General features: G+C 49.5%; 11 protein-coding genes. 9 read left to right on the forward strand and 2 right to left on the reverse strand.

What is annotated here, in order from left to right; genetic code table 11:
- Positions 1–4: 4 nt before the first annotated feature.
- The 8 genes from AB7S66_RS00590 (at position 5) to AB7S66_RS00625 (ending at position 9146) form a co-directional block, all read left to right on the forward strand.
- Positions 5–1918: an NAD(+) synthase gene (locus tag AB7S66_RS00590; protein ID WP_428517440.1), complete on the forward strand. Its 1914-nt coding sequence runs from the start codon at positions 5–7 to the stop codon at positions 1916–1918.
- Positions 1919–2003: 85 nt separating this feature from the next.
- Complete coding sequence (locus tag AB7S66_RS00595) at positions 2004–2624, forward strand: hypothetical protein (RefSeq protein WP_428517441.1); 621 nt, start codon at positions 2004–2006, stop codon at positions 2622–2624.
- Between the two features lie 54 nt (positions 2625–2678).
- The gene (locus AB7S66_RS00600) at positions 2679–3314 is read left to right on the forward strand and encodes a hypothetical protein (RefSeq protein WP_428517442.1); all 636 of its coding nucleotides are present in this window, start codon (positions 2679–2681) and stop codon (positions 3312–3314) included.
- 96 nt (positions 3315–3410) lie between these two features.
- A complete protein-coding gene (locus AB7S66_RS00605; protein ID WP_428517443.1) occupies positions 3411–3740 on the forward strand; it encodes a hypothetical protein in 330 nt (109 codons plus the stop codon).
- The gene (locus AB7S66_RS00610; protein ID WP_428517444.1) at positions 3737–4519 is read left to right on the forward strand and encodes an MBL fold metallo-hydrolase; all 783 of its coding nucleotides are present in this window, start codon (positions 3737–3739) and stop codon (positions 4517–4519) included. Before AB7S66_RS00605 ends, AB7S66_RS00610 begins: the two co-directional genes overlap by 4 nt.
- Positions 4512–7352 carry a DNA polymerase I gene (gene polA / locus AB7S66_RS00615; protein WP_428517445.1) on the forward strand — a complete coding sequence of 947 codons (2841 nt, stop codon included), beginning with the start codon at positions 4512–4514 and terminating at the stop codon, positions 7350–7352. Before AB7S66_RS00610 ends, polA begins: the two co-directional genes overlap by 8 nt.
- Positions 7352–7957, forward strand: coding sequence for a dephospho-CoA kinase (gene coaE, locus AB7S66_RS00620; protein ID WP_428517446.1), 606 nt, complete (start codon positions 7352–7354; stop codon positions 7955–7957). The genes polA and coaE overlap by 1 nt, the downstream gene beginning before the upstream one ends.
- Before the next feature lie 28 nt (positions 7958–7985).
- A complete protein-coding gene (locus AB7S66_RS00625) occupies positions 7986–9146 on the forward strand; it encodes a hypothetical protein (RefSeq protein ID WP_428517447.1) in 1161 nt (386 codons plus the stop codon).
- Here AB7S66_RS00625 and AB7S66_RS00630 read toward each other — a convergent pair.
- Positions 9109–10206, reverse strand: a complete 1098-nt coding sequence (locus AB7S66_RS00630; RefSeq protein ID WP_428517448.1) for a KamA family radical SAM protein — start codon at positions 10204–10206, stop codon at positions 9109–9111. The two genes, AB7S66_RS00625 and AB7S66_RS00630, sit on opposite strands and share 38 nt — an antisense overlap.
- 113 nt (positions 10207–10319) lie before the next feature.
- Between AB7S66_RS00630 and AB7S66_RS00635 the strand changes: the two genes are divergently transcribed.
- Entirely contained in the window at positions 10320–11651 is a 1332-nt protein-coding gene (locus AB7S66_RS00635) for an MFS transporter (RefSeq protein ID WP_428517449.1), read from the forward strand.
- On the opposite strand, the gene AB7S66_RS00640 is transcribed toward AB7S66_RS00635, so the two are convergent.
- A partial coding sequence (locus AB7S66_RS00640) for a manganese efflux pump MntP family protein (RefSeq protein WP_428517450.1) occupies positions 11619–12282 on the reverse strand: 664 nt, incomplete at its 5' end. The two genes, AB7S66_RS00635 and AB7S66_RS00640, sit on opposite strands and share 33 nt — an antisense overlap.

Raw genomic sequence — 12282 nt, forward strand, 5'->3', positions numbered from 1 at the left:
GACCATGAAAGATGGGTTTGTCAAATGTGCAGTTGCCTCAGCCTCCGTTCGCGTAGCGGATCCCATATACAATTCAGCATCCATTGTTGCGCTCATGCGTTCAGCAGTAGAGAGGGAAGTTCGGCTTCTCGTACTGCCGGAGCTGGTAACCACTGCCTACACCTGTGCCGATCTTTTTCTTCAGAAATCCTTACAGAACGGAGCTGTTGATGCAATAGCCAAGGTGGTGGAAGAGAGCAGGAACAGCGACCTCCTGGTGGTTTTTGGCTCTCTTGTTCCACTTCATGGACGCTTGTACAACTGCGCTGTGGTAGTCCAAGGTGGACGCATTCTAGGCATGGTGCCCAAGCAACATCTGCCAAACTATCTTGAGTATTATGAGAAACGTTGGTTCCGTGTTCCCTCTGATGAGAATATTGAAATAGAATTTCTTGGTCAGCGTACCTACTTCGGTACTCGATTGCTCTTTACCTGTACCAATCTTCCCGAGTTGGTGGTTGCTTGTGAAGTGTGTGAGGATCTTTGGGTTCCTCGCTCTCCCAGTACTGATCATGCAGTTGCTGGTGCGACGGTAATAACCAACTGTTCTGCAAGTGATGAATTGGTCGGAAAGGAAGCGTATCGTCGTTCCCTCGTGGAGACCCAGAGCGCTCGACTGCTCTGTGCGTACCTTTACAGCGATGCAGGTGAGGGTGAGTCCACCACCGATCTTGTGTTCTCTCCCCATAACCTGATCTATGAGGATGGCCATAGGCTTGCTGAAGAGAGTGGGGTGAGTGACTCGCTCCTTGTAACAGAGATAGATGTCCAGAAACTTGTCTTGGAGCGAATCCGTAGGCAGAGTTTTGGCTACGATGACCGTGCTTATCAACGCATACCCTTTACCCTTGAGGAGCGGCACTGCTCCTTGACCCGGAAGTTTGACAGGAATCCGTTTGTTCCCTCCGATGAGCAGACGAGGACCGCTCGCTGTGAGAAGATTCTGACCTTGCAGTCCCTTGGGTTGAAGAAACGACTCGAACACACGAAAGCAAAAAAAGTGATCGTGGGGCTGTCGGGAGGGCTGGACTCTACCTTGGCCTTGCTTGTCTGTGTCAGGGCTTTCGATGCCCTCAACCTTCCCAGGAGTGGGGTTCTTGCCGTGACCATGCCAGGCTTCGGTACCACCAAGCGTACCAAGGGGAATGCCACCAAGCTCGCCAAAGCGCTTGGTGTGGAATTATTGACCATCTCCATCTCCAAGGCAGTAGGACAACACTTCAAGGATATTGGTCATGACCCTGCTGTTACCGATGTCACCTATGAGAACAGCCAAGCCCGTGAGCGTACCCAGGTCCTGATGGATCTTGCCAACAAGAGGGGTGGGTTGGTTATCGGAACGGGAGATCTTTCAGAGCTTGCCCTTGGTTGGGCAACGTATAACGGGGACCATATGTCGATGTACGGGGTGAATACCTCAGTTCCCAAGACCTTGGTAAGACATCTGGTTGCCTACATTGCCATGATCAGCGAGCCTTCATTGAAGAAAGTATTGCTGGATGTTGTGGATACCCCGGTCAGCCCTGAGTTGCTTCCTGCCAAGGGCGATGGAACAATCAGCCAGGTGACCGAGGATCTTGTGGGGCCCTATGAACTCCATGATTTCTTCCTTTACCAAGTGGTTCGATTCGGATACAGTCCTGCAAAGGTATACCGTCTTGCCCAGTATGCTTTTTCCGGTATCTATGAGCCTGATTTCATCCTTGGTTGGTTGAAAACTTTCTATCGACGGTTCTTCAGCCAGCAATTCAAGCGGTCATGTCTCCCTGATGGCCCGAAAATTGGATCGGTCTCCCTCTCTCCCCGTGGGGATTGGCGGATGAGTAGTGATTCCTCTGTGGCTCTCTGGCAACAAGAGTTGGAAACGCTAGCAGAGTGATATAAGAACCAAGTAAAAAAATTGCATTTCTTTTGTAGCTTCTTTGCCCCGTAGCTGTTATATAGGTGAGGAGTTGCTAGCCTGTATGCGCAAAAGTACATTAATTCTCATACTCATCATGATCCTCATGGTTCCTTCCGCTATCGGAGCAAGGAGCTTACTCAACGTAAGCCTCGGCTTCGGTGCCACCTACTCACTTGAAGAAGCAGGTGATATTTCCCTTGGATTCAAGAATCCGGATAATTGGATGTTCTCAGGGGAGTTGAGTGCACGTCTTGGATTCCTGCAAGGCCAGGCCATGGTCTACCCCATAACCTGTAGTGATGATGCACAGGGAGTCCTCCTGATTGGAATGGGTTCGGTGAGTCTGCCTGTTCTTGGCCCGGTACTTGCCCTGGAGTTCGGCGCTGGCCCCAGTGTCACCTATATGCCGACATCCTCAAGCAGTCAACGCTCATTTTATGAACTTGCAGATGGAGAACGTGCTGATGCTGAGGAAAAGACCTTTAGTGAGGCAATGTTTGAAAGTCCGGTCTACCTTCAGATCGGTTTGGGCTCTGAAGTTGGCCCTGTGGGAATCAGGGCCAGATGGCTGATGGAAAGCGAAGCAACATTGGGTTCAGTGTATACCTCAAGCCAGTGGTGGGAAATATTTGCGATAGATAAGGCCTTCCTCTCCCTTGCGCTGACACTGAAAATGTTCTAAATTATGAACGCAATTAGTAATGTGTCATAAGAAAATGACAAAAGGGGTTATGAAATGAAGAAAAAAAGCATGGTATTACTGCTCATCGTGTGTGTGATGCTACCTACAGCACTGAGTGCTGCTGTTGTTGATCTGAGTTTGGGTGCTACTGCGCAGTACAACCAGACGCTTGGTAGTATCAGAACGGATATTGATAATAATGACTTCGACAGTATGAGTGATTTTGAAAACTACACCCTGGGTGCTGATCTCCGCGTGAAGCTACTCATTGCTGAAGTGGATGTGGTTGGTACCTTTGGAAACTATACCGATGAAGTTACCTTGGATGAGTACACTGAAATTTCCGCTCTCACCACAGCTGGTGTCTCGATGGATCTTCTGGGGATCGCCCGCCTCGGCTTTGGCATGGGCCCACGCTTCCGCGTACTCATTGATGATGCAGGGGAAGCACAGATCATCGCAGAAACAGGTACTGTTGAATCCATGGATGATTTTGGTGATGCATTTGTGAATTCACCGGTTGCTTATCGTGCCACCGTTGACTTTAATCTGGGCAATATAATGCTCGGCTTGAACTATACCCTGGATACTGACTATACCTTCAAGAATGCTGCACAGGTGGATGACCTCTTCAATGCCGATATTGATGATGGCAAGGTTGGTGTTTCTCTCCTGTTCTCACTCTTCTAAAATTACCTGCGTATTACCTACAGGCCCGGAGAAATCCGGGCCTGTGTTGCTTTTCGCCTTTGTCCAAGTATGGTAGAGTAGTGAGAGGAGAACACCATGGCAAGAAGAGGGTTTTTTCATGCATTTCTGTCAGCTGTAATTGTAGCAGTATTGAGCTTTTTTGTGATGTATTTCTTTATTCCCAGCATGGGAATGCAGTTTCTTGGTGTCAGCTTTGCCCTCCGCGAAGGATCGGTCAATGCCCAAGTGCTGGATGTGATCAGCGAGCAGGCGCAAGGCAACCCAGATTTCTCGAGGGAGTCGTTTGCCCGATTGCAGGAGCTTCTTTCCAGCCCTGAGGTCCAAGAGCAACTGAAGGATGCTGCAAAGGATGGCCAACAGGCCCTTGAATCTGCAGTGAAGCAATTGACGGAACGTGCCCAATGATTCCCTTTGAAGTAATCTTTCTCGGCACAGGGACAAGCCATGGTGTTCCTGTCATTGGTTGTAAATGCCCTGTCTGTACTTCCAGCGACCCTCGGGACAAACGTTTTCGATCCAGTATCCTCATAAGGAGTGGCGAGCACTCGCTCTTGGTGGATACCACTCCGGAGTTTCGCCTGCAAGCGCTTAGAGCTGATATTTCTCATCTTGATGCAGTGCTTTATACCCATGACCATGCTGATCATTTCAATGGAATTGATGACCTGCGTGTCTTCTGTAAGGATCAAGTATTGCCTGTGTACTGCCAGGATGAGGTAAAGCATGCAATCATGGATCGTTTTCCCTATGTGCTTACCGGAAGCAAGGTAGCCGGAGGGGTCCCTCATCTCCAGCTCAATACCATGAAGGCATATGAAGCGGTTGAGATTGGACCCTTCACCGTAATACCCATTCCCATCCTGCACGGCAAACGGGAGATTTTTGCGTTCAGGATTGGGGACTTTGCCTATGCAACCGACTGTAGCGAAGTACCGCTTGAGAGTCTTCCCTACTTTAGAGGTCTCGATACCCTAGTTGTGGGTGCATTGCGGTATTGGCCGCATCCGACCCACTACAGTGTATTCGAGGCAAAGGCCTTTGTAGAATTTGTTGGCGCAAAGCGTGCCTATTTCACTCATATCAGCCATAACATAAGCCATCAAAAGCTGGAAGATGAACTTCCATCCCATATTCATGTGGCTTATGATACGCTCTCGTTAACCATAGGGGGATACCATGGATGAACTGTTTTCCAGTCAGGATTTTGATCAAGAGAAGTTGCAGGAGGAGGCAAAGGGTAGACCACTATCCGTACCTCCCAAGCAGGATGAGAAAAAGAGGGAGTCCACAACGCTCAGTGACCGAAAGAAATTATATATAGTTGATGGCTACGGCCTGATCTACCGCTCCTACTACGGATTTTTCAGGAATCCGATGCAGGATACCCAGGGAAACAACATATCTGCAGTATATGGATTCTTTTCCACGGTCTTGAAGTTGATACGTGAATACTCACCAGACTATCTGGTGGTTGCAATGGACGGAAAGGAGAAGACGTTCCGTCATATAATGTATGAACCCTATAAAGCAACCAGGGATGCCGCACCAGAGGATCTCCATACTCAGGTACCCATTATCAACAACATCCTCAAGGCATTGAGGATTCCCTCCATCACAATGGAGGGATATGAGGCCGATGACATTATCGCCACCTTGAGCGAGGAGGCGACCCGCCATGGGATTGACACCATCATGTTCACCGGTGACAAGGACTTGCTCCAACTCGTGGATGAACACACCTTTGCCTTGAGACCTGCGAAGAAGAACGAAAAGTTCTACCAATTGATGGGAGACATTGAAGTTGAGGAGATGCTTGGGATCAAACCCTCCCAGGTAGTCGATTATCTCTCCCTGTTGGGTGATTCTTCGGATAATATCCCTGGGGTAAAAGGGATAGGGGAGAAAGGGGCTGCAAAGCTCTTGCAGCAATTTGGTACCCTTGACGGTATCTATGAACATATAAAGCTGGTTGCCCCCGGTCTGCAGAAGAAGTTGTTGGAAGGAAAGGAGAACGCGCATCTGAGCAAGCGTCTGGTCGTGCTGAGGCGTGACCTGTTCAATGTCGAAACCTTTGACACTGACCAGTACTTGGTCAAGGATGTCGACTATGAGGCAGCCATTCCCCTGTTCCAGGAGATTGGGATGCGAACCATCCTCAAGGAACTTGGACGGGCCTCCGGGGGGGACGCCTCTTCATTCATTCCCGAGAAGCCTGTGAAGAAAGCCTCCAAGAACGGTTCATATGAGGCCGTGACGACCATCAAAGAGCTTTCTGAGTTGCTTGCATCATATGAGAAGGCAGGGAAGCCGGTAGCATTTGATCTTGAGACAACCAGTATTGATGAGATGGTTGCCGATGTTATTGGTTTCTCCTTCACCAATGAGGCAGAGAAGGCTTACTATGTTCCCTTGGTGCATGGGGGAAAGGAACTCCTGCCGCTCGATGAGGTGCGTGACTTACTTGCCGATTATCTTGGGAGTGGAAGACTCGAGCTTATCGGGCAGAACTTCAAGTATGACTACAAGGTATTGGTGCGTTGGGGGGTGGTTCCCAAACGTGTTGTCTTCGACACCATGGTTGCAGCATGGCTGCTGGATAGTACCTCGGTATTCAATATGGACTATCTTGCGGAGAAGTATCTGGGACATAAGACTGTTCACTACAGCGATATTGTTCCCAAAGGGAAATTGCTGAGTGACATCCCTTTGGACCAAGTGATATTTTACGGTGCAGAGGATGCCGATGTGACCTTCCGCCTCTATGAGGTGTTCCTGGAACTACTCAAGGCAAGAGGCTTGCTGGATTTGCTCAATGAGATTGAAATGCCTTTGCTCCTGATCATCGCAAACATGGAACTGGCGGGTATTTACTTGGAGAGAAGTCGGATAGAGCCTCTTTCCAAGGAGTTTGAGAAGCGTATTGATGCCATCAAGGAGGAGATTTTCTCCATCTGTGGGCATAGCTTCAATCTGAACTCCCCGCAGCAATTGCAGGAAGTGCTTTTTGTAGAGCGTGAGATTCCTACCGGTGCCAAGACCCGCTCAGGATTCTCCACTGCAACTGAAGTACTGGAACCTTTGCAGGAGACCTACCGGGAAGTTGCCTTGATCTTGCAATACCGGATGCTCAATAAGCTCAAGAGTACCTATATCGACAAGCTTCCCCTCCAGATCAATGCTGAAACCGGCAGGATTCACCCTTCATTCAGCCAGACAGGGACTGAAACAGGAAGACTCTCATGCAAGGATCCCAACCTACAGAACATTCCAGTTAGGACCGAAGAGGGGAGAAGAATCCGTTCTGCGTTCATTCCCAAGAAGGGCCATCGGTTCCTCTCTGCTGACTACTCACAGATTGAGCTTGTGGTATTGGCACATATGGCGGATGACCCAGGGCTCAAGAGAGCATTTGAAGAGGGTGTGGACGTACATCGTTCTACCGCGAGCCTGATCTTCGATGTTCCCCTCGAAGAGGTAACCTCCAACCAACGCCGGATTGCCAAGACGATCAACTTCGGCGTCATGTACGGTATGGGGACCCATAGCCTGGCGAAGGACCTCAAGATCTCACACAGCGAAGCGAAGCAATTCATTGATCAATATTTCCAACGCTATAGTCGGGTACAGTCCTTTGTTGAAACCATAAGGAGCCGCGCAGAGAAGGATGGCTATGTAAGGACCTTGCTTGGGCATGTGAGAACCATCACCGAGATCAACAGCAGGAGTGCCGTCGAGCGTGCGAAAGCGCAGCGTATCGCGGTAAATACTGTTATCCAGGGGACAGCGGCCGATATCATGAAGCTTGCAATGATCCGTGTCTCGGCCTTTATCAAGGGAAAAGGACTCAAGGCCACCTTGTTGTTGCAGATTCATGACGAACTGGTATTCGAAGTGCCCGAGGATGAGGTGGAAGAGACAGAACAGGTAGTACGGGAAGCTCTCGAAGGTGCCGTAAAGCTCAGTATCCCGCTCAAGACCAGTATCGAGGTTGGGGACAACTGGGGAGATATCCACTGATGATGGTTATCGGATTGACCGGTAGGGCATGTGCCGGCAAGGATCAGTATGCAGAGATATTTGCTTCTTTAGGTTGCCAAGTGGTCGATGTTGACTCCTTGGGCCATGATGCCCTCAATGAGAGCAAGGATGCTCTGAGGAAAGCCTTCGGCCAAGCGATTGTAAAGAGTGGAGAGGTCGACAGAAAGGCCTTGGGAAAGCTGGTGTTCAGCAACCCGGGAAAGCTGAGGGAGCTCGAGTCGATAACCCATCCAAAAATGGTTGAGGCATGCAAACACCTGATCCAAAAGGCAAAAGAACAGCAAAAGCCTGCACTCATTCTCAACGCAGCACTGCTTAAGCGTATGGGCTTGGAGCCACTCTGTGACCATATATTGTTTATCAAGGCACCGTTGCTGTTACGTTTTTTTCGCTGTAAGGAGAGAGAAGGGCTCTCTCTGGGGCGTTTTCTAGAGAGGGAACATGCACAGTGGGATATTGTTCCAAAGGCCGATGATAAAGGCTTGGATGTGGTGGTATTGGGTAATCACCGTTCAAAGAAGGTAATTCATCGACAAGTCATAACCTATTGTGATACCATAGGATTACGAATTTCATCACAGTGATGAAATCTTTTCCATACGAGGGTTTGAAATGAAAAAGTCCGTCCTGATCAATTTGCTGGTCATTACCATTGTTGTTACCACGTTCGTCTTTGTCGGAATGTGGTATCTTCGCCCTGGCGTGCCCAATGAAATTCTCCAGCAAGCAAAAGATAGGCAGTTGCAACCCTTGATGGAGGTAACGCCCCCGGTTAGAAAACCCACAGTGGAAGAGGTCTCAGAGGCTGAGACCTTGGCAAGGGAGCTGTTGCCCAGACTGCAAGAGCAACTTGAGCCGGTATTGAAAGACTCCATCGCTGCACAACTTCTGGAGGACGAAACACTGCTCAATTCCCTTGCAGGGCAATTGGAGGAGCTGGTGCTTCCATCCCTCAGTGAGACGCTCAGATCTGATCAAGAAGCCTATCAGGGAGTACTTCAGAGTGAGCTTGAAGCGTATGTTGAAAAGAATTTGGCAGAGCTGAGAGCCCAAGCGGTCGATCTGCAGACAGCTATCGAGGGAAGTGTCGCCACGCAGTTGGAGGCGATGAGAGAGGAGTTGACCAAGGAAGTGGATGCCTATGTTCCCCAGTTGGTTGACCGTATGATTCCCCAGGTTGTAGCACAAATTGTCAGCCAGCTCGAGGCAAACAAGGATACCTATATAGCGGAATTGCAAGCATCCCTACCCAGCCCTGGTCTGAGTGAGGAGGAGGCTGTTGCACTCTATGACAGGTATCGTAGTGACATGGTCATGGATTTGGCTCCAACGCTTCTTGATTCCATGGAAGAACCGGTGAGAAAGGCTGTGCAGGATTATCTGGTTGCAATGAAATTCATCCCACCTGCACCCAAGATCTCCACTCCTAGAATTTCTATCCAGGTGGATGAACCAGTAGTTGTGGAAGAAGCAATTCCTGTTATTGAGCCAGCAGTGGTAGAAGGAGTAACACCTGTAGCTGAGCCAGAAGTGGTCGAAGAAGCTGCTCCAGTAGCAGAGCCTGAAAAGGTAGAAGCAATTGCACCGGTTATGGAACCTGAAGAGGTAGAACCAGCTATTCCTCTTAAAGCGGGAGAAGAGCCCATTCTTGTTCCTTCCTTTGAAGAGAAGGAAGAAGTGGTGTTCATGGAGCCGGAGGTGTATGAATCACAGCGTCAGGATATCCGCAAAAAAGCTATTCAGGATGTCCTTGACCGGATAGCTCCTCTCTGATTGGATCAGGATAGGTCCTGATTACTCCCTCTGCATTTCTGAACATCCATTCACCTTGTTCATTTTTCCCCAGTAGATAGTTCCTGCCCAGAGGGACCTTTCCACCACCTTCAGGGAGATCTATTGCATACACCGGCATGGCAAGGCCTGAGAGACGCTGTCTCAGTTGCTCTTCGATGTGAAGTCCCTTCTCGATGGGTACGCGAAAGTGAGCGGTGCCTTCCACGAGGTCTCCCTGAAAGAGGTAATAGGGTTTGATCCTGTTGGAAACCAAGCGATTGCAAAGCTCAACAAGCACCTCTACATCATCATTTACCCCTCGAAGCAATACTGTCTGATTCATTGCAGGGATACCCGCATCAACAAAGCGGTCTATCGCTTCAATTGCCTGATGGGTGAGTTCCCTCGGATGATTGAACTGGCACATGAGGTAGAATGGGGCACTCGTAAATTGCTTCAGCATGGTGATCAGGGAGTCTGTGATCCTTGCAGGATAGGAGGCTGGCATCCTTGTGCAGAGTCGGATTACAAGGTCGGGGCGCTTGCATCTGAATGCTTCTATCATGGACTGTAAACGGGAATCAGAGAGGGTGAGTACATCACCCCCGGTAAAGAGTATTTCTGTCACTTCCTTGTGGTTTGCGACATAGGTTGCTGCCTCACTGATCTGGGTTTCACTGGCAGGCCCTTGGAAAGTCCCCGTGAAACGGCGACGGAAACAGTGCCTGCAATACAGAGGACAGATATCGGTGGTCAGGAAGGCAACCCTGCTCTTATACCGGTGAATGAGTCGGTCTTGAACGCTGTACCTGACTTCCTCCAAGGGATCTGTGGTTCCCTTGGGCTCGAAAATCTGCTCCTCTCTTGTGGGAACCACCTGGCGCCGGAGCGGATCATCTGGATCTTCTGTGTTGATCAGGGAGAGGAAGTAGGTAGGTATCTTCATAGGGAGAGAACATCCCAGGTGTTCATCAAAGGCTATCTCATCCTCTGTAAGGGAGAGGTATTTCTGTAGTGCTTCTTTTGTAGTGACTACTGCCATATCATCACGTGTTTGCATGAGCATGGTGTACCGTAAACGCGCTATTTCGTCCAGAGCCAAGGAAAGCCTACCGCCCTTTTGAAAATGTATGGTACACTTATTGCAATTGGAGCGTAACAAGGAGTATTTCGATGGCCAAAGCACAAAAAAAAGGGTTGAAAGGGTACTACACCACCACCTTTCTGATCGGTCTTGGATTTTTTACCATGGGACTGATGGACCCTCTCTATGATACCTACGTCCCTATCTTTCTCGCCCGTTTTGTAGAATCCAAGGCCCTGATCGGGTCGATCATGACCTTTGATAATATTCTGGCCATATTCCTGATTCCTGTCTTCAGTGCCATCAGCGATAGGACCCATACGAGGATTGGGCGAAGGATGCCGTTTATCGTCATCTGTCTCCCCGTTACAGCGGTTGCCTTTGGCCTGATACCCTTCTCGGCATTGAACAGTCTCTGGCTGCTTATCCTGCTGGTGTTCATTCTCAACCTGTTCAAACAGGCGGTCAGGGGACCTGTCGTCGCACTCATGCCTGATATGATACCCGGAAATCTCCGCAGCGAAGCCAACGGTGTAATCAATACCATGGGAGGCATTGCCACCATCGTAGGAACAGTCGGTCTTGCACGGCTGATGGATATCCCGATCAATCTTCCCGGGCGTGGTCCCACCACTGAAATCCTTGCATTCCCCATCTCCTCTGTTCTTGTCATCATCGCCGTACTGCTTCTCTTCTTCTTTGTAAAGGAGAGAAAGGCAACAGCGTCTGAGCAAAGCGAAAAAAAGGAACCAATCCTTCACTCCCTGAAGGTCATTTTCAAGGAGCAGGACAAGAGTGCACTCTTTATTCTGCTCTCATTACTGTTCTGGTTCATGGGGTATCAGGGGATCCTTCCCTTTGTCGGCCTGTACTCAAAGGATATCCTGAGAACCAGCAGTGGCACCGCAAGTCTGGCTGCCGGCATGGTTGGCATTGCATACGCCCTCTTCGCCATTCCTTCAGGAATTGTTGCACACCGGGTAGGAAGAAAGAAAACGATCCGTCTCTCCTTGGCTATCCTGGTTGTACTGCTGGTGGGAGTCTTCCTGCATGATCCACTGACCAGTGGGATGAGTGATGCATTCCGTCAATATACCTTCTGGGCCCTGCTGTTCGGCTTTGGAATATTTTGGGTGTCTGTGGTTACCAACAGTTTCCCGATGCTCTGGCAGATGTCTACCTATCAGACGGTGGGTATTTATACTGGCCTATACTATTTCTTCAGCCAGCTCGCGTCGATCATCAGTCCCCCGATTACCGGAGCCTTTATTGACTTGTTCGGATTCAGGGCAATATTCCTCTATGGGTCAGTTTCCATGCTGATTGCATTCTTCCTGATGGGTCAGGTCAAGAGAGGGGAGCCCTCTGACGATGGGAAACATGAGAACCTAGAAACCGATGATGCCAAGGTGGGAGAATAGGATTTTCCCTCCGATGAGGATAAGCACAATCCCTCCCAGAATCCCCGCCTTGCTCTGCAGGCGATTACCAAAATGGTTTCCGATGATGACGGCAAGCAGTGAGAGGAAAAATGTGACAATGCCGATCAAGGAGGTGGAGAGGATGATATCGGTGTTCAGGAATGCGAGGGTGATCCCAACTGCCAAGGCATCGATACTGGTTGCAACGGATAGGAGCAGAAGCTCTTTGAGATCAATATGATCCACTGTTTCCACGGGGCAGGTGGGGTCTTCTGTAATGGAATCATAGAGCATCTTTGCTCCTACGAGGGAGAGGAGGATGAACGCAATCCAATGGTCTACCGGTGTAATGAAACGTTCAAACTGATGACCAAGCGACCATCCTATGAGCGGCATTCCCGCTTGGAAGAACCCGAAGGAGAATGCGATGAGGATTCCTTGGGGCCAATTGATTCTACGCATCCTAAGTCCTTTGCATAAGGATACAGCAAACGCATCCATAGCGAGGCCTACAGAGAGCATGAGCAATTCTATGATTCCCAAGAGTGGGTCCTCCAGCATTTCATGAAGCTGAGTATAGGAGTTTTCTGCCTGAAACTCAAGATTGAGAAAAAAGCCATGAATGTTGGAT

This window comes from Sphaerochaeta sp. (assembly GCF_050178175.1).
Lineage (GTDB): Bacteria > Spirochaetota > Spirochaetia > Sphaerochaetales > Sphaerochaetaceae > Sphaerochaeta.

Coding starts and splice junctions, on each gene's coding strand:
- AB7S66_RS00590 (WP_428517440.1), top strand. CDS start 5: ATGAAAGATGGGTTTGTCAAATGTGCAGTTGCCTCAGCCTCCGTTCGC.
- AB7S66_RS00595 (WP_428517441.1), top strand. CDS start 2,004: ATGCGCAAAAGTACATTAATTCTCATACTCATCATGATCCTCATGGTT.
- AB7S66_RS00600 (WP_428517442.1), top strand. CDS start 2,679: ATGAAGAAAAAAAGCATGGTATTACTGCTCATCGTGTGTGTGATGCTA.
- AB7S66_RS00605 (WP_428517443.1), top strand. CDS start 3,411: ATGGCAAGAAGAGGGTTTTTTCATGCATTTCTGTCAGCTGTAATTGTA.
- AB7S66_RS00610 (WP_428517444.1), top strand. CDS start 3,737: ATGATTCCCTTTGAAGTAATCTTTCTCGGCACAGGGACAAGCCATGGT.
- polA (WP_428517445.1), top strand. CDS start 4,512: ATGGATGAACTGTTTTCCAGTCAGGATTTTGATCAAGAGAAGTTGCAG.
- coaE (WP_428517446.1), top strand. CDS start 7,352: ATGATGGTTATCGGATTGACCGGTAGGGCATGTGCCGGCAAGGATCAG.
- AB7S66_RS00625 (WP_428517447.1), top strand. CDS start 7,986: ATGAAAAAGTCCGTCCTGATCAATTTGCTGGTCATTACCATTGTTGTT.
- AB7S66_RS00630 (WP_428517448.1), bottom strand. CDS start 10,206: ATGCAAACACGTGATGATATGGCAGTAGTCACTACAAAAGAAGCACTA.
- AB7S66_RS00635 (WP_428517449.1), top strand. CDS start 10,320: ATGGCCAAAGCACAAAAAAAAGGGTTGAAAGGGTACTACACCACCACC.